Origin of the sequence: Amycolatopsis sp. NPDC089917 (assembly GCF_040684635.1) — a bacterium.
Classification (GTDB): Bacteria; Actinomycetota; Actinomycetes; order Mycobacteriales; family Pseudonocardiaceae; genus Amycolatopsis.
On the sequence record NZ_JBFBGL010000009.1, the window covers coordinates 83,808 to 110,462 of the forward strand.

The following is a 26,655-nucleotide window of genomic DNA, read 5'->3' on the forward strand; positions in this document are numbered from 1 at the left end:
ATGCGCAGAGCGATCCGGATCGGAGTGCTGGTCGCGGTGATCGGGGTGTCCGGCACGGCGGCGGTCTACGTCGCGACGCAGGAGAAGCAGGACATCACCGCGCTGTCGGCGTCCGCCGCTCCGGGCGGCGAAGCGGCTGTCGGCGGTTACACCTACGAACGGCTCGAAAACCCGGCGCGGACCGTCGTCCGAGACTCCCTCGGCACCCAGCTGGCCTCCTTCACCGACGGCTCGCGATCGGCCATGCTGACCGGCAAGAGCCGGACCTTCGCCGAACCGAAGTTCACCACCGCCACCATCACCTCGTCGGCCTGGATCCGGTTCGCGCCGGAACCGTGGAAGGCGGGCGCGGAGAACGAGGCGTGGTTCCGCGACTGGTTGCCCAAGGCCCTCGGCGACACGTCGCCCGACCTGCTGGCGATGGCCCTGCAGTACACCGATGGCTCCGAACCCCAGACATCCAAGAAGCTCCGCGTCGCGGGCGACGCGTCCTTCGGCCCCGACAGCGCCGAAGGACGGCTCGAGAAGTCGGACTTCTACGACTACCTGGGCGTCGACTGGGAATTCCCCGACAAGCGCGAGAAGGCGGAGCGGACCCGGTTCGGTTCTCTCGACTGCTCCGGTTTCGTGCGGATGGTCTACGGCTACCGGGCGGGCTACCCGTTGCTCGGAGGCAACACGAAGGGGGCGGGGCTGCCGCGGCGCGCCTGGGCGATGTCGGAGCTGGGGCCGGGGACCCCCGTGATCGCCGACACCAAGAAGCAGGCCTCGAACTACTCGGCCCTGCAGCCCGGCGATCTGCTGTTCTTCAACCTGGAACCGCAGCTCGGGTCCCAGGTTTCGCACACCGGCATCTATCTCGGGATCGACAGCGACGGCAAGCGGCGGGTGCTGTCCAGCCGGAAGGTCGCCAACGGGCCGACCTTCGGCGACGCCGGCGGCACGTCCCTGATCGACGGCGAAGGCACCTACGCGAAGGCTTTCCGCGCGGCCAAACGACTCTGACGCGAAACAGGGCTCCGGGACCGGTCGCCCCTCGCGGACCGGTACCGGAGCCCCTACGGAAGGCTCGCCTCCCCGCGAGCCGACCGTGAGCACACTTGGCGATCTCGCGGGATTCGGTCTCGCCGGACCCCCAGTACCAGGCGACTTCCGCTTCCCGCGCTCTCTCCGCGCGATGACATGACAATGCCCTGTCACCGCGGGGTCACGGCAGCGTGAAGACCCCCAACTGCCCCTGGGTAGAACTACTCAACCGGCTCGGCGCGCGTTTTGGCCGACGACGCCTTCTTCGCCCGCGCCCGCGCCTGACGCGCTTTGTCCGCGGCGTCCTTGGCCTTCGCGACCGGCGCGAGGTCGGCTTCGACCGCGCTCTGCTGCAGGGCGGCCAGCAGCCGTGTCACGCCCTCGGCCTGTTCCGCGGCGGTCGGCTGGAGGATGTCGTCACCGTCCACTTTCGCCTGGATGAGCGCTTCGAGGGCTTCCCGGTAGCGATCGGTGTACTGGGCCGGGTCGAAGTCCCGCGTGAGGTCTTCGATCAGCGAGACCGCGTTCCGCAGCTCCCCGCGCCGCAGGTCGACGTCCTCGTGCAGGAACGGGAAGTCGGGCCGCCGGACCTCGTCGGGCCACAGCATCGTTTCGAGCAGGATCACCTGGTCCCGCACGCGCAGCGCGCCGAGTGTCTCGCGCTGCCGCAGCGTCACCTTCACGATCGCGATCCGCCCGGACTGCTGCAGCGCCTCGCTCAGCAGCACGTACGGCTTGGTGCCGGTCGGCTCAGGTTCGAGGTAGTAGCTGCGCGCGAAGTACATCGAGTCGACCTGCTCGGCGGGGGTGAAACCGACGACGTCCATCGACTGGGTGGTCGGCCCGAGCAGCGACGCGAAGTCGCCACCGGTCAGCAGGACCACGTCGCCGTTGGGAACGGGGTGGCCTTTGGCGATCTCGGTCGCGGGCACCTCGGCGCCGTCGACCTCGCAGACCCACTTCACCCGCACCCGGCCGCCGTCCGGCTCGTGCACCTGGTGGAGGGGGATGTTGCGCTCTTCGGTCGCGCTGTACGCCTTCACCGGGATGGCGTAGGTCCCGAATCCGATCGTGCCTTTCCACACCGCGCGCATGGCCCACCTCCGCCTGGTCAGCGTATCCACGCGCCGAAGCGGCCGAACAGCTACAAACGGGTGTCAGGGGCCACTGATTCGCTCACACATTCGAATGAAGGGCGTGATTCGGCGAGCGCGTCCGCCGAACAGTCGACAGCGGTGGCGGCCGCTCGGAGTACTTCCGCTACGACCTCGACGTCGACCATCGGAGCGGTAGACAGCGCGCCTTCGCTTCCGATTTCGACCCGGCCCGCCATACCTTCGAGCGCGATGGCCAGGGCCTGCTGGCCCGCGACGAGATGCCGGACCACCTTGATCAGTTCGGGGACGGTCGCGGCGGTGCCTGCCGCGGTCAGGGAGACGGCGAGATCGTCCGCGCAGGCCCGGAAGTGAGAGGCGACGACGGTCGGTGGCAGCGAGGTCCGCGGGGGTCCGGGCGGATTCTGCTCGTTACCGAGCACGCGGTCACCGCCCCTCCGGAGCCTTCGGGTTTCGACCGCGCACATCCTGCCACCGTCACCCTCCGCACTTCGCGCGACACCCCGGGGGCGGGAGCAAGGGACCTTTGCTCCCGCCCCCGGGAGCCGTCAGGAAGCGGCCGCCAGCAGCGCGGTTTCGATCTTCGACCGCCATGCCTGGTCGACCCGGCCACTACGCGGCGCGACGGCGAACGAGTCGACCACGGCGCCGCCGAGGGTGGCCACCTTCGCCCAGCGCACCTCGGCCTCGCACCGGCGCAGCGCGCCCGCGACCCGGTAGAGCAAACCGATCCGGTTCGCGGCCCGCAGCTCGACCACGACCGTGTCCTGTCCGCTGGTCTCGTCGTCGAACCAGATCACCTTCGCGTTAGCCGTGGGAGTCTCGCCGTAGTCCCGTTCCTTCGCCGCGAGCCGCTGGGTGAGCGGCAGCGTCCCGGCCACCGCCCGCGCGAACTGCTCACGCAGCAGCGTGACGTCGGGCAGCGAGCCGAACTTCGGCGACGCCGTGAACACGCCCGCCCGTCCTCCGTCGTGCCCGCGCAGCACCGCCGCGTGGACCTCCAGGGAGTTCAGCGCGAGCACCCCGGCGGCGGGCGCCAGCAGTTCGGCGCGGGCCGGGACCGCGAGCACCACGGTCACGACCTTGCCGGCGGCGGTGATCCGCACCTCCCCGCGACCGGACGTGACGGCTTCGGCGACGAGCTCCCGTTGTTCGGCGCCCATCGGCTCCGGCGGGACGAAACCCTTGCCGTGCAACGCTTCCTCGCAACCGGACACGAGTTCGGCGAGCAGCCGGGCCTTCCAGTCGGTCCAGACACCCGGGCCGGTCGCCAGCGAATCGGCCGTCGTCAGCGCGTGCAGCAGTTCCAGCAGGACCAGGTTCTCGTCGAGTGTCTTCGTCACCCGCTGGATCGTGGCCGGATCGCTGATGTCCCGCCGCGTCGCGGTGTGCGGCAGCAGCAGGTGATGCCGCACCATCGCCCCCACCAGCGCGGTGTCGTCCCGCGACAACCCGAGCCGGGCCGCGACCTGGGCGCTGATCTTCGCGCCGAGTTCGGAATGGTCCGCGTCACGGCCCTTGCCGATGTCGTGCAGCAGCGCGCCGATCAGCAACAGGTCCGGCCGCGAAACGGTGGTCGTCAGTTTCGACGCCTCGACCGCGGCGCGCACGAGATGCCTGTCGACGGTCCACGAATGGACCGGCGACCTCGGCGGGAGATCCCGCACCGCCCCCCATTCGGGGAACAGCCGCGCCCACAGTCCCGTGCGGTCGAGCGCCTCGACGGCGTCGACCAGGCCTTCGCCCGCGCCGAGCAGTTCCACCAGCGCCTTGAGCGCGTCGGCGGGCCACGGCGCGCGCAGTTCCGGCGCGGTGTCGGCGAGCGTCCGCAAGGTCCCGTGCGCGATGGGCTTCCGGATCCGCGCCGACGCCGCCGCGACCCGCAGCAGCAACGCCGGATCCTTGGCGGGCAACGCGTCCCGCGCCAGCGCGACCTCGTTCCCGTGCAGGACGACGCCTTCGTCGAGCGGCGTCCGCGACGGCCGCCTCCCGAACCGCGCCTTGGGCGGTTCCACAGTGGACCGGAGCGCCACGTCGACCGCGTACGCGATCGTCCGCCCGGCGCCGGAAAGCTTGCGCGCCAAGGTGAACCTGTCGCCGAACCCGAGTTCGGCGGCGACCGTCTCGGCCTCCGGCGCGCTGAGGACGTCCCGCTCCCGGCGCAGTTCCCGGCGCAACTCCGTCCGGACGTCGAGCAGCAGACTCTTGGCCGCCAGCAGTTCCTCGCCCGGCCTGGCTGTCAGCTGTGCCGCCGCCAGCGCTTCCAAGACGGCGAAGTCGCGAAGCCCGCCTCGGCCGTGTTTGAGGTCCGGCTCGGCGGACTGCGCGATCTCACCGCTGCGGGCCCAGCGCTGCCGCACCGCGTCCGACAGGTCGCCCACCCGTTTCCGGGCGGTCCGCCGCCATTGGTCCCGTGCGGCGGCCGCCAGCCTGGCGGTGATCTCGGCGTCCCCGGCGATGGGGCGGATGTCGAGCAGCCCCATCGCGGTCCGCAGGTCCTCGGACGCCACCTTCAGCGCCTCACCCGGTGTGCGGACCGAGTGGTCGAGGCCGATCTTGGCGTCCCACAACGGGTACCAGATCGCGTCGGCGATCTCGCCGACGCCGCCGTTGCCGTTGTGCAGCAACAGCAGGTCGAGGTCGGAGAAGGGCACCAGTTCGCGACGCCCCAGGCCGCCGACGGCGGCCAGCGCGACACCGGGTTCTGCGGTGTCCACGCCGACCGCCGCGGCGCCCTTGCCCAACCAGAATTCGTAGAGGTCGACCAGGGCCGCCCGCAACGCGGACGCCCCCAGCCTCCCGTGCCTGCCTTCGAGCAAGCGCTCGGTGGCCTTGACCAGCTCACCCCCGTCGGCCATCCCTGACGCCTATAGGGCGTCCGAGCCGCGCTCGCCGGTGCGTACCCGGATCACCGTCTCGACCGGCGTCACCCAGATCTTGCCGTCGCCGATCTTGCCGGTGTGGGCGGCCGTGGTGATTGCGTCGAGGACCTTCTCGACGTTCGAGTCGTCGGTGACGACCTCGACCCGCAGCTTCGCCACGAAGTCGACGGAGTACTCCGCACCCCGGTAGACCTCGGTGTGGCCCTTCTGCCTGCCGTAGCCCTGCACCTCGCTGACCGTCATGCCGAGCACGCCCAGCTGCTCCAGCGCGGAGCGGACGTCGTCGAGCGTGAACGGCTTGACGATCGCGGTGATCAGCTTCATGCCTTGCTCTCCTCGAGTTTCGTGGCCGCGTTTCCGGTGGGCGCCTTGACCGGGATGCTGGTCGGCTGGCCGAGGCCGCCGCCCGAACCGGTGAAGTCGTACGCGCTCTCCGCGTGCTGGGCCTCATCGATACCACTGACCTCGTCCTCCGCGCTGACGCGGAACCCGCCGAGCTTCTTGATCACCCAGCCGATGACGAAGGTGAGCACGAACGAGTAGCCGAGGACCACGGCCGCCGCGAGCGCCTGCTTGCCCAGCTGGCCGAGGCCGCCGCCGTAGAACAGGCCGTCGACGCCGAGCGAGTTGACGCTGGTGGTGCCGAAGAAGCCGATGAGCAGCGTACCGACGAGACCACCCACGAGGTGGACGCCGACGACGTCGAGGGAGTCGTCGAAACCGAAGCGGAACTTGAGGCTGATCGCCAGGGCGCACAGGGCGCCGGCGACGAGGCCGATGGCGATCGCGCCGAGCGGGCTGACGAACCCGGCCGCCGGGGTGATCGCGACGAGGCCCGCGACGGCGCCGGACGCGGCGCCGAGGGTGGTCGGCTTGCCGATCTTGATCTGCTCGACGACCAGCCAGCCGAGCACGGCGGCCGCGGTCGCGACGGTGGTGTTGGTGAACGCGACGGCGGCGAGGTCGTTGGCGGCCAGCGCCGAACCGGCGTTGAAGCCGTACCAGCCGAACCACAGGAGCGCGGCGCCCAGCAGCACGAACGGCACGTTGTGCGGGCGTCCGGTGCCCTTCGGCCAGCCCTTGCGCTTGCCGAGCACGAGCGCGAGCGCCAGGCCCGCCGCGCCGGCGTTGATGTGGACCGCGGTACCGCCCGCGAAGTCGAGCGCCTTGAGCTGGTTGGCGATCCAGCCGCCGACCGAGTCGGGGCCGATGAAGCCGTCGAACGAGAACACCCAGTGCGCGACCGGGAAGTACACGATGGTCACCCACACCGCGACGAACAGCGTCCAGCCCCAGAACTTGGCGCGGTCGGCGATGGCACCGGAGATCAGCGCGGGCGTGATGATCGCGAACATCAGCTGGAACATCACGAAGGCGAACAGCGGCAGCGCGTCCGAGCCGGGCCAGGCGACCTCGGGCGTGCTGCCCGTCGCGGCCGTCGCGAACCCGGCGAGCTTGCCGGAGATGGTCGAGAGACCCGCGAAGTCGAAGTTACCGAGCAGCCCTCCGCCCACGTCGTTGCCGAACGCCATCGTGAAGCCGTACAGCGTCCAGAGGACACCGACGACGGCGAGCGCGATGAAGTTCATCATCAACATGTTCAGAACGCTCTTCGCGCGGACCATGCCGCCGTAGAAGAACGCCAATCCCGGTGTCATGAGCATGACCAGCGCGGCGCTGATCAACACCCATGCCGTGTCTCCTGCGTTCAGCACAATCTTCCTCCCGTGCCTGGGGTGTACTGCGCAGGAATCTTTGGACCGGGGTGTTTCCTCGGGCCTCGAATCAGGTTTCACCCGCGTGAACTGTCGGTACGGCGTTGTTACGTGCAGGTTTCCGCTGACCTGGTGCGTTCTGTCCGGTTGCGAAACGTCGTGGTCGAATATCCCCATGAACGCGCGTGCGCACGGCAATGACCCACTGCCACCGGAGGTCGTCCGGTCGCTGCTGTGCTCGGTGTGCGGTGACCCGGTCGGGTCAGCCGATCGCACGGTGCGTTGCGGACGGGGCCACTCGTTCGACGTAGCGAAGCAGGGTTACGTCAACCTTCTGCACGCGCGCATCCCGGCCGGTACGGCGGACACCGCGCCGATGGTCGCGGCGCGCGTCGACCTCCTCTCGTCCGGCGTCTACCTGCCTCTCGCCGACGCCCTCGCGAAGGTGGCTTCGGAGCACGTCGAGACCGGGCTGATCATCGACGCCGGCGCGGGCACGGGGTACTACCTCGCGCACGTGCTCGACGCCGTCCCCGCCGCGTACGGACTGGCGCTCGACGTCTCCGCCGTCGCCCTGCGCCGGGCCGCTCGCGCGCACGCGCGCGCGGGCGCGGCCGTGTGGAATCTGTGGGAGCCCTGGCCGGTGGCGGACTCGAGCGCGTCACTGATCCTCAACGTCTTCGCGCCCCGCAACGCCCCTCAGTTCCACCGCGTCCTGACCTCCGACGGGCTGCTGGTCGTCGCGACGCCGAATCCCGGGCACCTGCAGGAACTGGGCGACCTGGTGATCTCCGTCGACGGCGGCAAGGACGCGCGGCTGGAGGAGACCCTCGGCGAGCGGTTCCGCCGGGTGGACCGGCTGGAGGTCACCCAGCGCGTGACGCTGTCCCCCGCCCAGGTCCGGCAGGTCGTCGAGATGGGCCCGAGCGCGCACCACCTCCACCGTGACGGACGCCGGGAACGCCTCGACGCGATCACCGCTCCGGTGGACGTCACCACGTCGTTCGGTATCACGCTGCACCGGCCGGTGTCCTGATGGAGGCGCCCGCGACCCTGCTCGCCGACGCCGCCTGGGTCAGCGCCCGCATCGGCGGCGCGGCGAAGCTCTACGGCTGTTCCCGGCCCGAAGTGCTCGGCACCATCTGGTGGTACTCGCTGTCCTCGGTCCTCGTCGCGCCGTCGGTGGAATCCCTCGTGCGCGACGGCTCCCCCTTGGACCCGTCGCTCGACGCCGTCACGATCGATCTCGTCCCGGACGGCCGGTTCACCGGCGCGCGATCGTCACGGGTCCTCTCCGGCGGCATCGCCGAACTCGGCGAGGCGTTCGCCGCGACGCTGGGCACCGCGATCGGGACGATCTCGGACGTCACGGGCGCGAATCCACGCGCGCTGGGCGCCATCGCGACGGATTCGATCGGCAACCGCCTCCTGTGGACCGGCGACACCGAACGCGCGATCACGCTGGCGGCCCCGCTCGTGGCCGCGATCGGACTCGGGATGCCGGAACCGCGGTTCTCCCGGATCGGGCGGAACACCGTGGTGCGCCGTGCTTCCTGTTGCCTGATCTACGAAGCTGGCAATCCGAAATGCACCAGCTGTCCCCGGCAGACGCCGGAAGAACGGGACCGCCGGCTTCGCTCCGCCCTCGGCTAGAACGCCCCCTGACCAGCGCCGGGGCGGCGCGTGAGAGGGTGGCGGCATGGCCAAACCGACGCCGTTGCAGCTCAGGAACATCGTCATGGCAGTGCTCATGGCGGGTGCCCTGGTGTGGAACCTGTCCATCGACGGCGCCGTGTGGCTCACCGCGATCTTCTCGATCGGGATCGTCCTGTCGCTGTTCTCCGCGTACCTGAACCGGCCCGGCGCTCAGCCCTGAGCGCCCTCGAAACGCGCAGCGAGGTCGGCACGGCCCCGCTCGGAAAGCGCTCCGAAGAGACGTAGGCGCGCCATCCCGCCGTCGGGATAGATGTCGAGGCGGACCTCGGTCACCTCAGGTCCCTCGGCGAGCGCGAACCGGTGCCGCGTGTCCGGCTGCAACCGCGTCTTCGGCAGCAGTTCGACCCACTCGCCGTCGCCGTCCCGGCCGCTCAAAGCCGCCCAGCCCGGCGCGTTGCCCTTGAGGTTGCTGTTGTCGAACTCGGCGAACCGGACGACGCCCGCGCCCGCCAGCCGCACGGTGACCCAGTCGTTCCCGTCGTCACGCCGCCGCGCCGTCTCCCAGCCCTCCGCCTGATGAGCGGCGAGCCCCGGTGAGAACAGGTTGTTGGGCGAGGAATAGAACATGTTGCTGCATCCGGTGACCACCGCGCCGTTCTCCAGCGCGGCCAGGTCGAGCGCGCCGTGGTCGAGCAGGCCCGGATCCGGGATCGGCGTGCCGTGCACCCGCAGCCGGGCCACGCCGCCGTCCGGATGCATGGTCAGCCGGACGTGCGTGTAACGCTTGCTCCCGCCGATCTCGAAGAAGTTCTCCGTATGCCCCGCGGCCGCGCCGCGCTTCACCAGCACGTCCCAGTCCACTGTGGACAATTCGGCGGCGCTGGGGTAACCCTCGACGGCGCACGCCTCGACCGAGACGAACGGCGGGTAGTTCCCCTTGAAGAACGCGGTGTCCACGACGACGCCGGTGATCGCGCCCGCCAGGCCGAGCCGGACGACGGCCTGGTCGTCGCCGGGCTCACGGTGCCGCCGGGTCTCCCAGCCGTCGTAGACCTGCCCCTTCGGCCCGAACGTCTCCGTCCGGTGCGCGGGCACCCACGGATTGACCAGGTTCTCCTTCTCGGCGAACAACTCGTCCGTCGCCCACATCACGGTCCCGCCGAATTTCCGCGAGGCCAGGTCGGGCAGGGCTGTCCACTCAGGACGGTCGTTCACGGTCTCCTCCATCTCAGCAGTCACCCCGGGTCAGCAGGACGCCTGCCGGGTCGTCACCGGTGATCTCCTCGCCCCGCAACCACGTGCTCCGGACGACGCCCGCGAGCGGACGCCCGTGGTAGGCGCTGACCGGGTTGCGGTGCTTCAATTTCGCGACGTCGACGACGAAAGCCTCGTCGGGCGCGAACACGCTGAAGTCGGCGTCGTGACCCGGCGCGAGGTGTCCCTTGCGCCGCATCCCCGCCTGCGCGGCCGGGTTCTCGGCCATCCAGCGGACGACGTCGGTGAGCGCGAACCCGCGCTGCCGCGCCTGGGTCCAGACCGCGGGCAGGCCGAGCTGCAGTCCCGCGATCCCGCCCCAGGCGAGCCCGAAATCGCCACTGTCGAAGCGTTTCAGCTCCGGCGTGCACGGCGAATGGTCGGTCACCACACAGTCGATGACGCCGTCCGCGAGACCTTGCCACAGCAGCTCGCGGTTCCCGGCCTCGCGGATCGGCGGGCAGCACTTGAACTGCGTCGCGCCGTCGCCGATCTCCTCCGCGGTGAAACTCAGGTAGTGCGGGCAGGTCTCGGCGGTCAGCCGGACACCGTCGCGCCGCGCGCTCTCGACCATCGGCAGCGCGTCCGAAGACGAGAGATGCAGGATGTGCGCGCGGACGCCGGTCTTCCTGGCGAGCTCGATGACCTGGGCGATCGCCACATTCTCCGCACCGCGCGGGCGCGAGTGCAGGAAGTCCTCGTACTTCTCGCCGTGCGGGTCGGGCGCGTGATCGATCGCGTCGGAGTCCTCCGCGTGCACGATGATCATGCCGTCGAAGGTCCGCAGTTCGGTCATCGCCTCTTCGAGCCCGTGCGCGTCCAGCGGCGGGAACTCGTCGACACCGGAATGCAGCAGGAACGATTTGAAGCCGAACACGCCTGCCTCGTGCAGGCCACGGAGATCCGCGAGGTTGCCGGGGATCGCGCCGCCCCAGAACCCGACGTCGACGTGCACGCGGCCCTCGGCGGTCTTGCGCTTCACCTCCAGCGACGCGACGTCGACCGTCGGCGGCAGGCTGTTCAGCGGCATGTCCACGATCGTGGTGACCCCGCCCGCCGCGGCGGCGCGGGTCGCCGAAGCGAACCCCTCCCATTCGGTGCGGCCCGGGTCGTTGACGTGCACATGCGTGTCCACGAGACCCGGCAGCACCACGACGTCCTCGCCGAATTCGAGCACCCGATCGCCGTCCAGCGCGGCTCCGGCGGGTTCCACCGCGACGATGCGGCCCTCGTCGACACCGATCGTCGCGGGTACCTCTCCGGCGGCCGTCACGGCTCGGGCGGCCTTGATCACCAAGTCCATAAATACTCCCAATTTCCACTGAGTGGAATCGAGGTTTCGCACTCCGACATTAACTCCGGCCACCCTGCTCGTCAATGAGCCCCGGCGGCGCTACCTTCGCTTGGTGCAGTTAGAAGCCGAGTTCACCAGCGAACCGTTCCACGGCGAGGGTCCGCCACCCGAACACGCCGTCAAAGCCCGCGACACCGCGGAGGACGCGGGCCTGTCCGCCGACTTCGGCCCGCTCGGCACCCTCGTCCGCGGCGATGCCGACACCCTGCTCGACGCGCTCCCCTCCATCGCCAGAGCGGCGCTGAACGGCGGCGCGACCCGCGTGACCCTCCAGCTCCGGCAGGTCGGCGACGACACGACCGAGCCCGCCGTCGAACTGCACAGCGCGCTGGCCCGCCTCATCGGCGACGTCGAACGCGAGCTCGGCGGCAAGCTCGACACCCTCGACCGCGCCGCCAAGCAGCGCGCGGTGCGGCTGCTCAAGGAACGCGGCGCGTTCGGCCTCCGCAAGTCGGTGTCGACCGTCGCCGAGGCACTGGGGGTCACGAGGTTCACGGTCTACAACTACCTCAACCGGGACCAAGACTGAAGGCCTGTTTCAACAAAATGTTGACGGCGGCCGAATCGTCGCCGTACCGTCAGATCCCGTGCCGCTCACCATTCGAGAGTTCGACCAGGCTCCGGCTCAGGACCTCCGGCCGGCGCTGACAGCCTGCCTCGACGTCCCGCGCTGGGTGGAAACCCTGCTGGCCAGGCGCCCGTACGGCGACCTCGCCAGCCTGCTCGCCGCGTCCGAGGCGCTCACCCCGTTGCGCCCCGAAGAGGTCCGGCGCGCCATGGCCGCCCATCCCCGGATCGGGGAGAAAGCGGGCGGCGCGAGCACCGAAGCGGGCTGGTCGCGCTCGGAGCAGTCCGGTGTGGACGGTGACGCGGCGCGCGAGTTCGCCGCGGCCAACGCCGAGTACGAAGCGACGTTCGGGCATGTCTTCCTGGTCTGCGCGAGCGGCCGGAGTGGCGCCGAACTACTGGAGAACCTGCGTTCGAGGCTTTCGAACGACCCTGAGAAGGAACTCGAAGTGGCCGGCCAAGAGCTGGCCGAGATCGCCGCGCTGCGGCTGGAAAAGGCGGTGACGGCATGAGCCTCGTGACCACGCACATCCTCGACACCGCCGCGGGACGGCCGGCGGCGAACGTCCCGGTCCGGCTCGAAACCGGCGCGGGCGATCCCGTCGCCGATGGGCGGACCGACGCCGACGGCCGGATCCGCGACCTCGGCCCGGACACCCTGGAACCCGGGGTCTACCGGCTGGTCTTCGACACCGGCGCCCACCTCGGCACGGACTCCTTCTTCCCCGAAGTCATCTTGACCTTCCGCATCGCCGACGGGACCGAGCACCACCACGTGCCGTTGCTGCTGAGCCCGTTCGCCTATTCCACCTATCGAGGGAGCTGATCGCCCGTGGCCATCACCCTGGGCCCCAACCAGTACGGCAAGGCCGAAGTCCGGCTCGTCACCGTGCAGCGCGAAGGCACCGTCCACCACCTCAAGGACCTCACCGTCTCGACGTCGCTTCGCGGCGACCTCGCGGCCACGCACCTCACCGGCGACAACGCCGACGTCGTCGCGACCGACACCCAGAAGAACACCGTCTACGCCTTCGCCAAGGAGTCCCCGGTCGGCGAAATCGAGGACTTCGCACTGCGTCTCGGGCGGCATTTCGTCGACTCGTTCGAGCACATCTCCGGGGCCCGGATCCTGATCGACGAACACGGCTGGAACCGCATCTCCGGCCACGATCACGCGTTCTCCCAGGCAGGCAGTGAGAAGCGGACGACCGCGGTGACCGTTCAGGACGGGCAGGCCTGGGTCGTCTCCGGTCTGGACGATCTCGTCGTGCTCAAATCGACCGGTTCGGAGTTCCACGGCTTCCCCCGCGACGAGTACACGACGCTGGCCGAGACGAACGACCGGATCCTCGCGACCGCCGTGACCGCCCGCTGGCGTTATCAGGGCGACGGGATCGACTGGGCCACGAGCCACGCGGAGGTCCGGCGGATCCTGCTGGAGACCTTCGCGGACAAGCACAGCCTCTCCCTGCAGCAAACGCTGTACGCGATGGGAGAGGCTGTGCTCAAGGAACGCGGGGAAGTCGCCGAAGTCCGGCTTTCGCTGCCGAACAAGCACCACTTCCTGGTAGATCTTTCGCCGTTCGGGCTGAAGAACGACAACGAGGTCTTCTACGCCGCCGACCGCCCGTACGGCCTGATCGAGGGTGTGGTCTTCCGCGACGACGCGGAGGACCCGGGCCTGGCCTGGCACACCCTCGCCGCTTTCTAAGGGCGGTTGTGGCCCTTCGGTACGGGTGGTCGTGTGTGGCGTTGCCGCTCGCGCGCCTGCCGGGCTTCGGGTGTCGCGAAAGCCACTTTCGAGACACCAGACGTCCCGAAAGTGGCTTTCGCGACCCATGGAGCTGCCGGAGAACGCTGGGTCGAGGTACCGACGCCCCACAGGACGCGCCACCCTTGCCTTTCCTCCCAACAGAACCCGAACCGCCGCCACTCACGACCCACGCGACCACAAGCCCACACGCGCGAAACGCCGGGCCCCGCCGACCGGGCAGGACCCCGACGTCATCGCGGACTAAGGCGTCGGCAGCGGCATTCCGGTGACGCTCTGGTCGGCGGGGATCGCTCCGCCGACCAGGTACTCGTCCACGATCTTGTCCACGGCCGGGTTGCCACCCGCGTAAAGCCCGTGGTCGCCCTCACCGGTCACGGTCAGCATCCGCGAGTTCGCGAATCCCGCGTGCGCCCGCCGGGCACCCTCGATCGTCGTCGCCGGGTCGTGCTCGGAGTGGACGATCAGCACCGGCGGCACGCCCTTGCCGTCCAGTTTCGGCAGCGGACGCGGCTGCTTGTCCCAGAACAGGCAGACCGACGCGTTCAGCGTGCCGCCGCCCGCCAGGAGCAGACCGCGGTCGAGGTTCCGCTGCGAATCGCGGATCCTCGACTCACGGGTGCCGACGAAACGCCCTTCGCCACAGACGGTGTTCCAGAAGGTGGCGTCCGCCGCGTCGGGGAAGTCACCCGCCGCCTCGACGGCGGCCTTGGCGTCGGCCTTCGCCTTCGGAGCGGGGTTCTCCATCGCGTTGCGCACCTTGACCATCAGGTCGGCCAGCGCCGGGAAGCTCGTCTTCTTGTACAGCAGGTAGATCATGACGTTCTCGAGCTGGATCGGCCCCTTCCCGTCCATCGGGTTGCGGGACAAGGCATAGCGGACCCGCTCGTAGGTCTGCCGGACCTCTTCGCCACTGGTGCCGAAGTGATACTTGGCGTCGTAACGCGCCATCCACGGCAGGAAGTCCTGCCGCCAGCGCCGCTCGAAGCTGACCGGCTGCTGGTCGAACGTCTTCTGCCAGTCCGTGGTGAAGTCCGTCGACGAGTCCAGCACGAACCGTCCCGTCCGCTGGGGGAACCGCTGCGCGTAGTGCGCTCCCAGCCAGGTGCCGCCCGAGTAGCCGACCCAGTTGATCTTGTCCCGGCCGAGCAGGACGCGGAGCAGGTCGTAGTCCTTGATCGTCTGGTACGTGGTGATCAGCGGCCCGAGTTCACCACTCGCGGTCTGGCAGGACTTGGCCGCGTGTTCGGCGTTGGCCAGGATCTGGTTCAGATTGGCCGGGTCGCGGTCCCGCGGGTCCAGCTCGCGGATGGCGTCGACGGCGCCCCGGCAGGTGACGTTGGTGCTCTTGCCGGTCCCGCGGACGTCGATGCCGATGACGTCCTGGTGTTCGCGCAGCTTCTCCTGCCCGCGGAACGTCACCGGGAACCAGCGGCCCTCACCGCCCGGCCCGCCCGGGTTGGTGAGCACCGAAGCCGTCGACGCACCGGTGGACTTCAGCCTGCTGACCGCGATGGTCAGGTCCTGCCGCTCCCCCGCGCGGTCCCAGTCGCGTGGCGTGCGATAGGACGCGCATTCGAGTCCGCCGATGTCGGTGCCCGGCGGCAACGAGACCAGTTCCTCCGCCGCGCAGGGATGCCAATCCAGGGTCTGACCGGTGTAGTAGCCGGGGATGCCCGTCGTGTTCAGCGTGCTCGCCGTAGCCGGAACGGCTCCGGCGAGCAGTCCGCCCACGACCACCGGGATCACCCCGGCGGTCAGTAGCCGCTTCATCTGCTGCCCCCTTCTTTCCTCGATTCCCAACGGCTCCCGACGCTAGGGGCGGGCACACCCGGCGAACATCGACCGCAGGTAGCGCCGGAAGGTGAACCAAGGATTGAGGGGCGGCTAGGTCCGCGGCACAAGCCCGGCCGCGGCGGCCTTGCGCTGGAGTTCGGCCGGAGTGCTCGCGTTCCGCGCGTCCGGTGCCTCTGTGGACGTCGCGGTGGTGCCGCCGAGCGCCTTGAAGATCAGGTCGGCTTCGGCCTTCATCCCCGCCGCGTACGGGTGATACGCGACCGCGCGGAACAGGTTGGTGTCCTTGCCGCTCACCCAGGCCGCGTCACCCGCGCAAGCGTCGTGACCGTCGCTCGGCCCATACGTGTCGACGTAACGGGCGCCCTGCTTCCGGGCGGCGGTCGATACGGCCTTGTTGAGCGCGCGTTCGACCTCGTCGGCCCAGGCGTAGTCGCCGTCGGCGAACGGGAGGACGCTGGGGCAGTAGCCCTTCGACGGCGCGATCCGCGGGTAGCCGACCAGCACGATGGTGGCCGCGGGCGAACGCTCCCGGACGCCCTTGACGACGCGTTCGAGGTTCCGCTGGGTGTTCTTGAGCGCGGCGAGCAGGGTGTCGGTGCCGTTGATCGTGAAGTGGTCCTTGCACGGCGAACCGGTCGGGTCGTCGTCGCGCAGCTCGGGGCAGGTTCCGATCAGGCTGCCGAAGACGCCGTAGTCGTTGCCGCCGATGCCGATGGTCACCAGGTCCGTGTCCAGGGTCAGCGCGTCGAACTGCGGCGGCACCGACCCGAGCGCGAGGCTCGGCGAAGGGACCGTCTGCGGGCTGAGCATGTTCGTGGTGTCCGCCGACGAGCAGCTGACGTCGGTGAAGGCGCCGGACTTGTGGTAGAGCCCTAGCTTGGTGGCGAGCCAGGCCGGGTAGTTGTTGTTCGACCGGAAGCACCAGCTCGCCTGCTGCCACGGGATCAGCGGCCCCGCGGTGTAGGAGTCGCCGAGCGCGACGTACTTGCGGAACGACGGGGTCTCGGCGGCACTCGCCGGTATCCCCACACTCCCCAGGGAGACGACCGCCAGCAGGGTGGCGAGGACAAGTCGGGTGGTGCGGCGCATGGCGACCTCGTGATCCGTCGTTGGACTACCGGCCGATCCTGACAAGTTCTCACCTCTGTCCACAATAGAAGTGAGCATCTTTCACGTTTCAGGAAGTTTGATAGAACGCTCTATCATGAAGGCGTGACTGGAACGCGGGAACGCATCGTGAACGCCGGCGCCGAACTGCTCCGGCGGAACGGGTACACCGGCACCGGGGTGAAGCAGATCGTCGAGGCCGCGAACGCGCCTTTCGGCTCGCTGTACCACTTCTTCCCGGGTGGCAAGGAGCAGCTCGGCGAGGAGGTCATCCGTACCTCCGGGATGATGTACCTCGCGCTGTTCGAAATCTTCTTCGCCGACGAGCCGGACCTGATCCACGGGATCGAGATGGCCTTCGCCAGTGCCGCCGACACACTCGAAGCGACCGACTACGCCGACGCCTGCCCCATCGCGACGGTCGCGCTGGAGGTCGCCAGCACCAACGAGAAGCTGCGCATCGCGACGGCCGACGTGTTCACGGCGTGGATCGAGACCGGTGCCGAGAAGCTGGGCAAGTACGGCCTCGAACCCGCGGCCGCCCGGAAGCTCACGATCGCCTTGGTGAACAGCCTCGAAGGGGCGTTCGTGCTGAGCAGATCGTTGCGTGACACCGAAGCGCTCGAAGTCGCGGGAGCGTCGACGGTCGCCTTGGCGCGCACGCTGCTCCCCGATGCGTGAAGCACCGACGGCCGGTTGCTGAACACCGGGATTTCCCCGCAACGGGCAACGACTTCCGGCCGACCTAGCGGTCGTCAAGTCCGGAATGCGTTTGGGGAGCACATGATCATCAGGAAGCTCGTGATCGGCACCATCGCCGCCGCCGCGCTGCTCACCGCGGGCGCGGTGCCCGCGATCGCCGCCGAGGCGCGGCCGTCCACCCTCACCACGTCCACCAGCAGCACCAAGATCGACGCCGGCAAGACCGTCACGATCTCCGGGAAGCTCACGAAGTCCGACTCGACCCCGATCGCGGGCGCCGAGGTGGGCATCTCCTTCTGCTTCAACGGCTTCTGCGGCGAGGCCCAGGCCAAACCGGTCACCGACGCCGCCGGCGTCTACACCGCGAAGCTGTCCCCGATCCGCACCGGCACCTACCACGCCGACTTCTTCTCCGCCGACCCGGCGATCGCGGACTCGCGCGCCGACACCCCGAAGATCGTCGTACTCCACCCGGCGAAGGTCACGTCGTTCGCGGCGGGCCGGAACGCGGCCAAGGCCGTGACCGGATCCGGCACGATCGACTTCCCGGGCCAGTACACCGCGAATCCGATCCCGGTCGAACTCCAGTACTTCTCGTTCGGCACCTACCGCTGGACCACGGTGGCGACGGCCGACGCCACCTGGAACGGCACCACCTGGGCCTTCTCGGCGTCGGCCGAGTACCGCAAGCCCGGCGTCTGGCGGGCCTTCTACGCGGGCACGCCCGAGATGTTCCACGCGGCGGCGAGCGACCTCGTCTTCGTGCTCTGACGTTCCGTGAAGGCCTCCTTGAGGGACCCTGGGTCCCTCAAGGAGGCCTTCACGGACGGCTAGCGAGACGCGAGGTAGGCCCGCCAGTCGCCGACGGAGGTGATGTCCGTCAGGTCAGGTGAGTCCGCAAAGGACGAACGCAGGACGGTGGCGAGGCAGGCCGCGCCGTCCTCCAGTTCGATGACGCCCAGCTCCAGTTCCGGCGGTTCCGCCGGGACGAGGTGATCCCGCAACACTGCCAGCGGCAGGTCGTAGACCTCGCCGACCACGGATCCGGAACCGCCCGCGTACATCGCCGGGAACCGGTCGCCCACCGAGAAGTAGTGGTACTTCGGCGCCGAACGGGCCACGCAGCACAGCGGCGCGCCCTGCAACTGTTCGTGCAGCGGACCGCCGCGCATCCCGCCGCCGTTGAGGAACATCAGAACCACGACATGATCCCTTCGATCCCGAAGTACACCCCGAACACCGCGGCCAGGATCCCGAGGATCCAGCCGATCTCGCGGATCTTGCCCTTGCAGATCTTGATCAGCACGTAGGCGACCAGCCCGGCGCCGATCCCGTTGGTGATCGAGTAGGTGAACGGGATCAGCGCGATGGTCAGGAACACCGGGATCGCGAAATCCAGGTCGCGCCAGGGGATCCGCGCGCACTGGGCCATCATCATCCCGCCGATCACGACCAGCGCGGGCGCCGCGGCCTGTGCCGGGACGACGGCCGCGATCGGCGTCAGGAACAGCGTCGCGGTGAACAACCCGCCGGTCACGATGCTCGCCAGACCGGTCCGAGCGCCTTCGCCGACACCGGCGGCCGATTCGAGGAACACGGTGTTCGGGGCCGAACCGGTGACACCGCCCGCGAGCGCGCCGGCGCCGTCGACCAGCAGGATGCGGCCCATCCCCTCGACCTTGCCGTCCTTGGTCAGCCCCGCTTCCTCGGAGACGCTGGTGATCGTGCCCATCGCGTCGAAGAACCCGGAAAGCACCAGCGTGAACAGGAAGACCGCCGCCGTGACCGCGCCCGCCGAACCGAATCCGCCGAAGAGGTCGATATCCCCCAGCAGGCTGAAGTCGGGATGCGCGACGACCTGGTCGGGCACCTTCGGTTCGACCAGTCCCCAGCCTTGGACCTGGAAAACGCTGTTGACCAGCACCGCGAGCCCGGTCGCGACGGCGATGCTGATCAGCACAGCGCCCGGCACGCCGCGGCTCACGAGGACGATCATCAGCAGCAGGCCGAGGCAGAAGATCGCGATCGGCCAGCCTTCGAGGTGACCGCCGATCCCCATCCGCACCGGCACCGTCGACTGCGCGGAGTCCGGTGTCCGGGTGACGAATCCGGCGCTGACCAGGCCGACCAGCGCGATGTAGAGCCCGATGCCGACGGTGATCGCGACCTTGAGCGGCATCGGGATCGCGTTGATGATCCGTTCCCGGATCCCGGAAACCGCCATGAACACGATGCAGACGCCTTCGAGGACGACGAGCCCGAAAGCCTGCGCCCACGTCATGGTCGGCGCCATCTGGAACGCGACGACGCCGTTGACGCCGAGACCGGCCGCGAGTGCCAGCGGCGCGTTCCCCACGAGTCCCATCAGGATCGTGGTGACACCCGCCGCGAGCGCGGTCGCGGTCGTGATCGCCTCGGTGCTGAGCCGGGCGCCGGTGATGTCGGCCGACGCGCCGAGGATGAGCGGGTTGAGCAACACGATGTAACACATCGCGACGAACGTGGTGATCCCGCCGCGCACCTCGCGGCCGATCGTGCTGCCGCGGTGGGAGATCTTGAACCAGCGGTCGAGCCCGGACAACCGCCTCGGCTCGGACGAGGGCAGGTGGGGACGCTCTGTACCTAATTGGGTCATGCCTACTCCACAACGTTGTGGGGCGGGAAGATGCTAGTAAGCCTTCTTGTCGGGTTTCGACAGCCAGGCCTGGAAAGGCGCGAAAGAGTCCGGAAGGGACAGTTGGCCGACGGGTAGCGACCAGGTCTCGCGCGGGCGGGAGAAAAGCTCGTAGAACTCGCGGTCGTCGAAGCCCGCCTCGGCCGCGTCGTGGCGGTCCGCGGCGTAGACGACCTTGCCGACGCGCGCCCAGAGCGCGGCGGAAAGGCAGAGCGGGCAGGGCTCGCAGGAGGTGACGAGGACGCAGCCGTCGAGTTTGTAGTCGCCGATCGCCTGGCAGGCCGCGCGGATCGCGACGACCTCGGCGTGCGCCGTCGGGTCCAGCGTCGGCGTCACCTGGTTGGTCCCGGTGGCCAGCACCGAACCGTCGCGGACGATCATCGCGCCGAACGGTCCACCGCCGCGTTCGACGTTCGTGGTGGCCAGCTGGACGGCTTCGGCGAGCCATTTCTGCTCGTCGGACTCCGAAATGGACAGACGGGTACCCACGGATGTGCTCCTAGCTCGAAAAAGTACGGATATCAGGTGCCGGTGAGGTGCTCGGGACGCACCGGGACACGCGGCAGCGCCAGCCCGGTGGCCGCGCGGATCGCCGCGACGATCGCCGGGGTGGACGAGATCGTCGGCGGTTCGCCGACCCCGCGCAGACCGTACGGCGCGTTGGGGTCGGGCCGTTCCAGGACGTCGATGTCCATCGGCGGCATGTCCAGCACGGTCGGGATCAGGTAGTCGGTGAACGACGGGTTGCGGATCTTCCCGTCCACGGTCTGGATCTCCTCCATCACCGCGAGCCCGAGGCCCTGCGCGGAACCGCCCTGGATCTGGCCGAGCACCGCCTGCGGGTTGAGCGCCTTGCCGACGTCCTGCGCGCAGTCGAGCGCGACGACCTTGATCAGCCCGAGTTCGGTGTCGACGTCCACGACCGCGCGGTGTGCCGCGAAACCGTACTGGACGTGCGCGTTCCCTTGTCCCGTCTCGGGATCGATGGGTGTCGTCGGACGGTGCCGCCATTCCACGGTCTCGTCGAAGACCTCGTCGCCGAGGACGTCGGCGAGGTCCGCCAGCACACTGCCGTCGACGGAGACGACCTTGTTCGCGACGACGTTCAGCTTGCCGTCCGCGGCGAGTTTGCCCGCCAGGTGCTTGTGCAGCCCGGAGCGGACCGCGACGCACGCCGCCTGGACGGCGCCACCGGTCACGTAACTCTGCCGCGACGCCGACGTCGAACCGCCGTTGCCGATGTTCGTGTCCATCGGCAGGATCGTCACCTGCTCGATGCCGAGTTCGGTCCGGACGATCTGCTGCATGATCGTGACCAGGCCCTGGCCGACCTCGCAGGCGGCGGTGTGCACGGTCGCCGCGGGTTCGCCACCGACGAGCTGCAGCCGCACGCGGGCCGTCGAGTAGTCGTCGAAGCCCTCGGAGAAACAGATGTTCTTGATGCCGACCGCGTACCCGACACCCCGGACGACACCCTCGCCGTGCGTGGTGTTGGAGACGCCGCCGGGCATCCGGCGCAGGTCGAGTTCGTCGTGCGTGACCGGCAACGGCTTGGCGCGCAGACGTTCCAGCAGTTCCGCCACCGGCGCGGCCGAGTCGACCACCTGACCGGTCGGCATGAGGCTGCCTTCCTCCATCGCGTTCAGGATCCGGATGTCGACAGGGTCGATCCCGCACGCTTCGGCAAGTTTGTCCATTTGGGACTCATAGGCGAAGCCCGCCTGCACCGCACCGAAGCCCCGCATCGCACCACAGGGCGGGTTGTTGGTGTACACGCCCCAGCAGTCGACCGAAGCACTGTCCACATTGTACGGACCGACGCCGAGCGTGGCCGCGTTCGCGACCACCGCACCGGTCGACGAGGCGTACGCGCCGCCGTCCAGGTACAGCTTCGCCTTCACATAAACGAGCCGGCCGTCCTTGTCCGCGCCGTGCTCGTAGTACATCTTCGCGGGGTGGCGGTGCACGTGGCCGTAAAAGGATTCCTCGCGGTTGTAGACCATCTTGACCGGCTTGCCGGTGTGCAGCGCCAGCAGGCACGCGTGCACCTGGATCGAGAGGTCCTCACGTCCGCCGAACGCGCCGCCGACCCCGCCGAGCGTCAGCCGCACCTTGTCCTTGGGCAAGCCCAGCGCGGCGACGATCTGCTGCTGGTCGACGTGAAGCCATTGCGTGGCCACGTAAAGGTCAACGCCGCCTTCGGTGTCCGGGATCGCCATGCCGGACTCGGGCCCGAGGAAGGCCTGGTCCTGCATGCCGACCTCGTAGACGCCGGACACCACGACGTCGGCCTTCACCGACTGGTCGCCGTGGCGGATCTTGGCGTACCGCACGACGTTCCCGCCGGGGTGCAGCTCGGCACCCTCGCCCGCGGCGGCCTTCTCGGAGTCCGTCACCGGTTCGAGGACCTCGTACGAGACCTTGATCCGCTTCATGGCCCGGCGCGCGGTCTCGGGATGGTCCGCGGCGACGAGCGCGACGGGTTCGCCCTGGTAGCGCACGACGTCGACGGCGAGCACCGGCTGATCGGCGTGCTCCAGGCCGTATTTGTTCAAGCCGGGCACGTCTTCGTGGGTCAGAACCGCGTAGACCCCTTGCACGGCAAGGGCTTCGGTGATGTCGATACCGGTGATCCGCGCGTACGGATGCGGGCTGCGCAGGGTCGCGCCCCAGAGCATGTCCTCGTGCCACAGGTCCGAGGAGTACGCGAACTCGCCACGGACCTTGACCGTGCCGTCCGGACGCAGCGGGCTCGCGCCCACGCCGTTTTCGGTGGTCCGCTTGGAGACTTCAGTGGTGGTCATACCGTCTCCCTCAGCCTCGCACTGGCCACGGCCAGCTCACGGGCGATCTCGTCTTCGGATTCCTCGCGCAGGGTCCCGCCGGTCACCACGGTCGCGCCGCCGACGAACAGCCGCGCGATCGGCGGGGTCGCGCCGAGCACCAAGGCGGCGACCGGGTCGGTGATCCCGGCGTAGTTCAGGCCGTTCAGGTTCCAGACGGCGAGGTCGGCGAGCTTGCCCGCCTCGACCGAACCCAGGTCCTTCTCGCGCCCCAGGCAGCGCGCGCCGCCCATCGTGCCCATCCACAGCGCCTCGCGCGTGGTCAGCGCACGAGGTCCGCCGCGCTGCCGAGCCTGCAGCAGGGACTGGTGCAGTTCCTCGCCGAGGCCACCGGATTCGTTGGACGCGGCGCCGTCGACGCCGAGCCCGACAGCGACCCCGGCGTCGAGCAGCTGCCGGACCGGGGCGATCCCGGCGCCGATCCGCCCGTTGGACGTCGGGCAGTGCGCCGCTCCCGTCCCGCTGGCGCCCAGGCGCCGGATCGCTTCCGGGGCGAGGTGGATCGAGTGCGCGAGCCAGACGTCTTCGGCGAGCCAGCCGAGCTTGTCGGCGTACTCGGCCGGGGTGCAGCCGACTTCGGCGAGGCACTGCTTCTCCTCGTCGACCGTCTCGGCGAGGTGCGTGTGGAGGCGGACTCCCTTGCGGCGCGCCAAGTCCGCCGCGCCGGTCATCAGCCGCTCGCTCACCGAGAACGGCGAGCACGGACCGGCCGCGATCTGCAGATGCGCGCCGGCCGAGTCGTCGTGGAACCGGTCGATCGCGGCCTCGGTGCCGAGCAGCGCGGCCTCGGTCTCCTCGACGAGGTTGTCCGGCGGGAGCCCGCCCTGCGACTCCCCGCGGTCCATCGAGCCGCGGACGACGTGCAGCCGCACGCCGACCCGGCTCCTCGCCGCGGCGAGGGCCTCGACCTGATCGCCGCCGTCGCGCGGGAAGACGTAGTGGTGGTCGGCGACGGTCGTGCAGCCGGTGGTCGCGAGCCGCGCGAGCCCGGCGGTGGCCGCCGCGTGCGTGATCTCGGCGTCGAGCCTGCCCCAGACCGGGTACAGCGCGACGAGCCATTCGAAGAGCGTGTGGTCGGCGGCGAGGCCGCGCGTGGCCCACTGGTAGAGGTGGTGGTGGGTGTTGATCAGGCCGGGCGTGACCAGGCATCCGGAGCCGTCGACGCGTTCGTCGTACTCACCGTCGGGAGCCTTTCCCGCGCCGACCGCCGTGATGCGGTCGTTCTCGATGACGACGTGGCCCGAGGCGTGCTCGGTGCCCGCGACGTCGACGGTGGCGATCGCGGCGTTCTCGATGACCGTCTTCACGCGGTCTCTCCCCTGGTCGCGGCCAGCCGGACGGCGTCGAGGATCTTCTCGTAGCCGGTGCAGCGGCACAGGTTCCCCGCCAGCGCCTCGCGGATCTCCTCGTCGGCGGGGCACTCGACCCGGTTGAGCAGATCGTGCGCGGCCACCACGAGACCGGGCGTGCAGAAGCCACATTGGACGGCGCCCGCGTCCACAAAGGACTGCTGGACGCGGTCGAGCTTGTCACCCTCGGCGAGCCCTTCGACCGTGCGGACCTCGCGGCCCTCGACCTGCCCGGCCGCGACCAGGCACGAACACACCGGGACCTCGTCGAGGTACACCGTGCAGGATCCGCATTCGCCCTGCTCACAGGCGTTCTTGGAGCCAGGGAGCCCGAGCCGTTCGCGGAGCACGTAGAGCAGGCTCTCGCCCTCCCAGACGTCGTCGGCCTGGCGGGACTCGCCGTTGATCGTCACGTTCACGCGCACTCGCGTTCACCCTTCTGGAAGTCGTTCCACGCCCAGGTCAGCGTCCGCCGCGCCAGGACGGACAACGCGTGCTTGCGGTAGTCGGCGCTGCCGCGGACGTCGTCGATCGGCGACGCCGCCTGGGAAACCAGCTCGCCGAACCGGCGTTTCACCGAATCCGCGATCGCCGCCTTGGTGGACCAGGGAAGTTCGGCGGAGAGGAATTCCTCGGCGGCGCTCGCCCGGCGCGGGGTCGGGGCCGCGGAGCCGACGGCCGCGCGGATCTCGCGGGTGTCCAGGTGCAGGGCCAGCGCGAACGAGCAGACCGCGATGACCATCGCGTTGCGCGTGCCGACCTTGGCGAACTGCTGCGGACCGGCCTCGGCGGGCAGATGCACCGCGGTGATCAGCTCGTCGGGTTCGAGGGCGTTGCGTTTGACGCCGAGGTAGAACTCCTCGGCCGGGATCCTCCGCGTCCCGCGTACCGAGGCGGCCTCGACCTCGGCGCCGAGCACGAGCAGCACGGGATGCGTGTCACCGGCGGGAGAAGCGGCGCCCAGGTTCCCGCCGACGGTGCCCCGGTTGCGGATCTGCGGCGAACCGACGGTGCGCGAGGCCATCGCGAGCGCGGGCAGAACTTCACCCAGCTCAGCGATCACCCGGACGTAGGGCACGGACGCGCCGAGCCGGATCCTGCCGTCGCTCTCGGTCCACTCGGCGAGTTCGGCGACGCGGTTCAGATCGAGCAGCGCGCCGGGACGGCGGTGGTCGAAATTGAGCTCCACCATGACGTCCGTGCCGCCCGCGATGGGCACCGCGTCGGGTCGCTCGGCCTTGACGGCGAGCGCCTCGGTCAGCGAGCTGGGGCGCAGGAAATCCACTCTCGGGCTCCTCGGTTCGGCGGAGTTCTGTGACGGCTGACTCAGTAGACGCCTTGCCCCCGTATGGCGGCAACGGTGCCGAAGCATGAAATCTCCCCAGCACGAGCCGGTCGATTCGTGGTTTCCTACAAACCTGATGACGACCGTGAAAACTCTGCTCGCGCTGCCCGGGCTGCGCTTGCGCGTGCGCGCCGGGACGGCTCTGCTCGACCGTCCGGTGTCCCGGATCTACGTCACCGAACTGCCCGATCCCGGGCGGTACGTGTCGGCGGGCGAGCTCGTCCTGAGCGGGCTGCTGTGGTGGCGCGGGCCGGGTGATTCCGAGGCTTTCGTCGCCGCGCTGGCGAAGGCCGGGGCCGCGGCGCTCGCGGCATCCGGAGCGGACTCCGACGGGATTCCCGAAGACCTCGTCGAAGCCTGCACGCGACACGGGATTCCGTTGCTGGAGGTGCCGACGGATCTGTCGTTCTCGGTCGTCACCGAACGCGTCGTCCTGGCGTTGGCCGCGGCGGCGGAAGGCGCTCGCAAACGTTTGCTTTCAGCGGCTACGGAAGACGCGTCGGTGGAAACGCTGCTGGAGCGGGCGCGGGCGGAGATCGGTCTCCCGTGCTGGGTGGTGCCCGCCGGGACGCCGACGGATCTGGTGCGGCGGTTCGTCGCCGCGGGCGGACGTTCCCTGGAGGCGGACGACGTCTCCGTCCGGCCGGTCGGCGGAAGGCACGCGCTGCCGTGGCTGCTCGCGATCGGCGGCGCGCTGACCGCGGCCCAGGCGGAGATCGCGGAGGAACTCGCCGGGCTGATCGGGCTCGCGCGCACGCGGGCGGACGAGGTCCGCGCGGTCACCGACAGGGTGCTCGAACCGCTGCTCGCCGCGCTCGACGAAGGAAGCGATCCGCACGCGGCGTTGACCGCGACCGGGCTGCGCGGCGATCTGCGCGTCGTCGTCGCCCGCACCGAAGGGTCCGAAGCCGCGCGGGGGATCCTGACCGAGCTACTGCCGCCAGGCGCCCTCGTCGGGCCCGCCGGGGAGACGACGTGGGCGCTGGCCGAGGACGACGGCGAATGGCCCGAGGACTGGCCCGCGGCGGCGACCGCCGCACTGTCCACAGTGGAGTCACTGCTGCCGTGCCGCCGGGTGCTGATCGGGATCAGCGATCGTTCCCCGGTTTCCGTGCTGCGAGGCGCGAAAGAGGTCGCGCGCTACGCGCTGGCCGTGGCGGCGGAACGGCCAGGCACGATCGAGGTCGTCCCCGGCGGCGAGATCGGCATGCACCGGCTGCTGCTGGCCGGCGCGCCCGACGACCTCCGGGCGGCGTTGCGGCGGCGGGTGCTGGGCCCGCTGCTGAGCTACGACGCCGAGCAGGGCACCGATCTGGTGCACACCCTGCGCGTCTTCCTCGAATGTTCCGGTTCGCCGACGCGGGCCGCGCGGGCGCTGCACGTCCACGTCAACACCTTGCGGTACCGGATCGGGCGGGCGAGCGAACTGCTCGGCGCCGATCTGACCGAGTTCACCGAACAGCTCGACGTCTATTTGGCCTTGTCGGCAGGGAGCTGA

The 26,655-nt window shown here is 69.7% G+C and carries 27 protein-coding genes; 11 read left to right on the forward strand and 16 right to left on the reverse strand.

The features are described 5' to 3' along the window. A complete protein-coding gene (locus AB0N89_RS09405; protein WP_364202206.1) occupies nt 1-1,005 on the forward strand; it encodes an NlpC/P60 family protein in 1,005 nt (334 codons plus the stop codon). Between the two features lie 242 nt (nt 1,006-1,247). On the opposite strand, the gene AB0N89_RS09410 is transcribed toward AB0N89_RS09405, so the two are convergent. The 5 genes from AB0N89_RS09410 to AB0N89_RS09430 all read right to left on the reverse strand — a co-directional run bounded on the left by AB0N89_RS09410 (nt 1,248) and on the right by AB0N89_RS09430 (nt 6,738). Then, a complete protein-coding gene (locus AB0N89_RS09410) occupies nt 1,248-2,120 on the reverse strand; it encodes a Ku protein (RefSeq protein ID WP_364202209.1) in 873 nt (290 codons plus the stop codon). A 50-nt stretch (nt 2,121-2,170) separates the two neighbouring features. Further along, on the reverse strand, nt 2,171-2,563 hold the full coding sequence (locus AB0N89_RS09415) for a hypothetical protein (protein ID WP_364202212.1): 393 nt from the start codon (nt 2,561-2,563) through the stop codon (nt 2,171-2,173). A gap of 126 nt (nt 2,564-2,689) precedes the next feature. Then, the gene (locus AB0N89_RS09420; protein WP_364202215.1) at nt 2,690-4,999 is read right to left on the reverse strand and encodes a [protein-PII] uridylyltransferase; all 2,310 of its coding nucleotides are present in this window, start codon (nt 4,997-4,999) and stop codon (nt 2,690-2,692) included. 9 nt (nt 5,000-5,008) lie between these two features. Next, nucleotides 5,009-5,347 carry a P-II family nitrogen regulator gene (locus tag AB0N89_RS09425; protein WP_020630602.1) on the reverse strand — a complete coding sequence of 113 codons (339 nt, stop codon included), beginning with the start codon at nt 5,345-5,347 and terminating at the stop codon, nt 5,009-5,011. Next, nucleotides 5,344-6,738 (reverse strand): ammonium transporter, encoded by a 1,395-nt coding sequence (locus AB0N89_RS09430; RefSeq protein WP_364202217.1) that lies wholly within the window; start codon nt 6,736-6,738, stop codon nt 5,344-5,346. The genes AB0N89_RS09425 and AB0N89_RS09430 overlap by 4 nt, the downstream gene beginning before the upstream one ends. Nucleotides 6,739-6,913: 175 nt before the next feature. Between AB0N89_RS09430 and AB0N89_RS09435 the strand changes: the two genes are divergently transcribed. From AB0N89_RS09435 to AB0N89_RS09445, 3 genes are read left to right on the forward strand one after another with little or no spacing between them, the layout of a single operon-like run. Beyond that, the gene (locus AB0N89_RS09435; RefSeq protein WP_364202220.1) at nt 6,914-7,774 is read left to right on the forward strand and encodes a putative RNA methyltransferase; all 861 of its coding nucleotides are present in this window, start codon (nt 6,914-6,916) and stop codon (nt 7,772-7,774) included. Further along, a complete protein-coding gene (locus tag AB0N89_RS09440) occupies nt 7,774-8,391 on the forward strand; it encodes a (2Fe-2S)-binding protein (protein WP_364202223.1) in 618 nt (205 codons plus the stop codon). The genes AB0N89_RS09435 and AB0N89_RS09440 overlap by 1 nt, the downstream gene beginning before the upstream one ends. Nucleotides 8,392-8,437: 46 nt before the next feature. Beyond that, the gene (locus AB0N89_RS09445) at nt 8,438-8,614 is read left to right on the forward strand and encodes a hypothetical protein (protein ID WP_364202226.1); all 177 of its coding nucleotides are present in this window, start codon (nt 8,438-8,440) and stop codon (nt 8,612-8,614) included. On the opposite strand, the gene alc is transcribed toward AB0N89_RS09445, so the two are convergent. Beyond that, nucleotides 8,605-9,621 carry an allantoicase gene (gene alc / locus AB0N89_RS09450; RefSeq protein ID WP_364202229.1) on the reverse strand — a complete coding sequence of 339 codons (1,017 nt, stop codon included), beginning with the start codon at nt 9,619-9,621 and terminating at the stop codon, nt 8,605-8,607. The two genes, AB0N89_RS09445 and alc, sit on opposite strands and share 10 nt — an antisense overlap. 1 nt (nt 9,622) lies before the next feature. Then, on the reverse strand, nt 9,623-10,951 hold the full coding sequence (gene allB / locus AB0N89_RS09455) for an allantoinase AllB (protein ID WP_364202232.1): 1,329 nt from the start codon (nt 10,949-10,951) through the stop codon (nt 9,623-9,625). Nucleotides 10,952-11,054: 103 nt separating this feature from the next. Between allB and AB0N89_RS09460 the strand changes: the two genes are divergently transcribed. The 4 genes from AB0N89_RS09460 to pucL are packed head-to-tail and all read left to right on the forward strand — an operon-like array spanning nt 11,055 to nt 13,280. Beyond that, entirely contained in the window at nt 11,055-11,531 is a 477-nt protein-coding gene (locus AB0N89_RS09460; protein ID WP_364202235.1) for a helix-turn-helix domain-containing protein, read from the forward strand. 58 nt (nt 11,532-11,589) lie between these two features. Continuing rightward, nucleotides 11,590-12,081, forward strand: coding sequence for a 2-oxo-4-hydroxy-4-carboxy-5-ureidoimidazoline decarboxylase (gene uraD / locus AB0N89_RS09465; RefSeq protein WP_364202237.1), 492 nt, complete (start codon nt 11,590-11,592; stop codon nt 12,079-12,081). Continuing rightward, entirely contained in the window at nt 12,078-12,395 is a 318-nt protein-coding gene (gene uraH / locus AB0N89_RS09470; RefSeq protein ID WP_364202240.1) for a hydroxyisourate hydrolase, read from the forward strand. The genes uraD and uraH overlap by 4 nt, the downstream gene beginning before the upstream one ends. 6 nt (nt 12,396-12,401) lie before the next feature. Next, on the forward strand, nt 12,402-13,280 hold the full coding sequence (gene pucL / locus AB0N89_RS09475; protein ID WP_364202243.1) for a factor-independent urate hydroxylase: 879 nt from the start codon (nt 12,402-12,404) through the stop codon (nt 13,278-13,280). Nucleotides 13,281-13,583: 303 nt separating this feature from the next. Here the strand turns inward: pucL and AB0N89_RS09480 are convergent, their stop codons facing one another. Both AB0N89_RS09480 and AB0N89_RS09485 read right to left on the reverse strand, forming a co-directional pair. Further along, nucleotides 13,584-15,113 carry an alpha/beta hydrolase gene (locus tag AB0N89_RS09480; protein WP_364202246.1) on the reverse strand — a complete coding sequence of 510 codons (1,530 nt, stop codon included), beginning with the start codon at nt 15,111-15,113 and terminating at the stop codon, nt 13,584-13,586. 114 nt (nt 15,114-15,227) lie between these two features. Beyond that, nucleotides 15,228-16,226 (reverse strand): SGNH/GDSL hydrolase family protein, encoded by a 999-nt coding sequence (locus AB0N89_RS09485; RefSeq protein ID WP_364202249.1) that lies wholly within the window; start codon nt 16,224-16,226, stop codon nt 15,228-15,230. 147 nt (nt 16,227-16,373) lie between these two features. Between AB0N89_RS09485 and AB0N89_RS09490 the strand changes: the two genes are divergently transcribed. Both AB0N89_RS09490 and AB0N89_RS09495 read left to right on the forward strand, forming a co-directional pair. Beyond that, nucleotides 16,374-16,925: a TetR/AcrR family transcriptional regulator gene (locus AB0N89_RS09490; protein WP_364202416.1), complete on the forward strand. Its 552-nt coding sequence runs from the start codon at nt 16,374-16,376 to the stop codon at nt 16,923-16,925. Between the two features lie 102 nt (nt 16,926-17,027). Beyond that, complete coding sequence (locus tag AB0N89_RS09495; RefSeq protein WP_364202252.1) at nt 17,028-17,717, forward strand: hypothetical protein; 690 nt, start codon at nt 17,028-17,030, stop codon at nt 17,715-17,717. 59 nt (nt 17,718-17,776) lie between these two features. Here the strand turns inward: AB0N89_RS09495 and AB0N89_RS09500 are convergent, their stop codons facing one another. The 7 genes from AB0N89_RS09500 to AB0N89_RS09530 are packed head-to-tail and all read right to left on the reverse strand — an operon-like array spanning nt 17,777 to nt 25,097. Then, nucleotides 17,777-18,148: a gamma-glutamylcyclotransferase gene (locus tag AB0N89_RS09500; protein WP_364202255.1), complete on the reverse strand. Its 372-nt coding sequence runs from the start codon at nt 18,146-18,148 to the stop codon at nt 17,777-17,779. Next, on the reverse strand, nt 18,139-19,581 hold the full coding sequence (locus tag AB0N89_RS09505; protein ID WP_364202258.1) for an NCS2 family permease: 1,443 nt from the start codon (nt 19,579-19,581) through the stop codon (nt 18,139-18,141). Before AB0N89_RS09505 ends, AB0N89_RS09500 begins: the two co-directional genes overlap by 10 nt. 33 nt (nt 19,582-19,614) lie before the next feature. Continuing rightward, a complete protein-coding gene (locus AB0N89_RS09510) occupies nt 19,615-20,109 on the reverse strand; it encodes a nucleoside deaminase (RefSeq protein WP_005154793.1) in 495 nt (164 codons plus the stop codon). A gap of 32 nt (nt 20,110-20,141) precedes the next feature. Continuing rightward, on the reverse strand, nt 20,142-22,424 hold the full coding sequence (gene pucD / locus AB0N89_RS09515) for a xanthine dehydrogenase subunit D (RefSeq protein ID WP_364202261.1): 2,283 nt from the start codon (nt 22,422-22,424) through the stop codon (nt 20,142-20,144). Then, the gene (locus tag AB0N89_RS09520; protein WP_364202264.1) at nt 22,421-23,770 is read right to left on the reverse strand and encodes an 8-oxoguanine deaminase; all 1,350 of its coding nucleotides are present in this window, start codon (nt 23,768-23,770) and stop codon (nt 22,421-22,423) included. Before AB0N89_RS09520 ends, pucD begins: the two co-directional genes overlap by 4 nt. Next, nucleotides 23,767-24,237: a (2Fe-2S)-binding protein gene (locus AB0N89_RS09525; RefSeq protein ID WP_364202267.1), complete on the reverse strand. Its 471-nt coding sequence runs from the start codon at nt 24,235-24,237 to the stop codon at nt 23,767-23,769. The genes AB0N89_RS09520 and AB0N89_RS09525 overlap by 4 nt, the downstream gene beginning before the upstream one ends. After that, nucleotides 24,228-25,097: a xanthine dehydrogenase family protein subunit M gene (locus tag AB0N89_RS09530; RefSeq protein WP_364202269.1), complete on the reverse strand. Its 870-nt coding sequence runs from the start codon at nt 25,095-25,097 to the stop codon at nt 24,228-24,230. The genes AB0N89_RS09525 and AB0N89_RS09530 overlap by 10 nt, the downstream gene beginning before the upstream one ends. 136 nt (nt 25,098-25,233) lie before the next feature. Here AB0N89_RS09530 and AB0N89_RS09535 point away from each other — a divergent pair, with 136 nt between their 5' ends. Continuing rightward, the gene (locus tag AB0N89_RS09535) at nt 25,234-26,655 is read left to right on the forward strand and encodes a PucR family transcriptional regulator ligand-binding domain-containing protein (RefSeq protein ID WP_364202272.1); all 1,422 of its coding nucleotides are present in this window, start codon (nt 25,234-25,236) and stop codon (nt 26,653-26,655) included.

Coding starts and splice junctions, on each gene's coding strand:
- AB0N89_RS09405 (WP_364202206.1), top strand. CDS start 1: ATGCGCAGAGCGATCCGGATCGGAGTGCTGGTCGCGGTGATCGGGGTG.
- AB0N89_RS09410 (WP_364202209.1), bottom strand. CDS start 2,120: ATGCGCGCGGTGTGGAAAGGCACGATCGGATTCGGGACCTACGCCATC.
- AB0N89_RS09420 (WP_364202215.1), bottom strand. CDS start 4,999: ATGGCCGACGGGGGTGAGCTGGTCAAGGCCACCGAGCGCTTGCTCGAA.
- AB0N89_RS09425 (WP_020630602.1), bottom strand. CDS start 5,347: ATGAAGCTGATCACCGCGATCGTCAAGCCGTTCACGCTCGACGACGTC.
- AB0N89_RS09435 (WP_364202220.1), top strand. CDS start 6,914: ATGAACGCGCGTGCGCACGGCAATGACCCACTGCCACCGGAGGTCGTC.
- AB0N89_RS09440 (WP_364202223.1), top strand. CDS start 7,774: ATGGAGGCGCCCGCGACCCTGCTCGCCGACGCCGCCTGGGTCAGCGCC.
- AB0N89_RS09445 (WP_364202226.1), top strand. CDS start 8,438: ATGGCCAAACCGACGCCGTTGCAGCTCAGGAACATCGTCATGGCAGTG.
- alc (WP_364202229.1), bottom strand. CDS start 9,621: ATGGAGGAGACCGTGAACGACCGTCCTGAGTGGACAGCCCTGCCCGAC.
- allB (WP_364202232.1), bottom strand. CDS start 10,951: ATGGACTTGGTGATCAAGGCCGCCCGAGCCGTGACGGCCGCCGGAGAG.
- uraH (WP_364202240.1), top strand. CDS start 12,078: ATGAGCCTCGTGACCACGCACATCCTCGACACCGCCGCGGGACGGCCG.
- AB0N89_RS09480 (WP_364202246.1), bottom strand. CDS start 15,113: ATGAAGCGGCTACTGACCGCCGGGGTGATCCCGGTGGTCGTGGGCGGA.
- AB0N89_RS09485 (WP_364202249.1), bottom strand. CDS start 16,226: ATGCGCCGCACCACCCGACTTGTCCTCGCCACCCTGCTGGCGGTCGTC.
- AB0N89_RS09495 (WP_364202252.1), top strand. CDS start 17,028: ATGATCATCAGGAAGCTCGTGATCGGCACCATCGCCGCCGCCGCGCTG.
- AB0N89_RS09505 (WP_364202258.1), bottom strand. CDS start 19,581: ATGACCCAATTAGGTACAGAGCGTCCCCACCTGCCCTCGTCCGAGCCG.
- pucD (WP_364202261.1), bottom strand. CDS start 22,424: ATGACCACCACTGAAGTCTCCAAGCGGACCACCGAAAACGGCGTGGGC.
- AB0N89_RS09535 (WP_364202272.1), top strand. CDS start 25,234: ATGACGACCGTGAAAACTCTGCTCGCGCTGCCCGGGCTGCGCTTGCGC.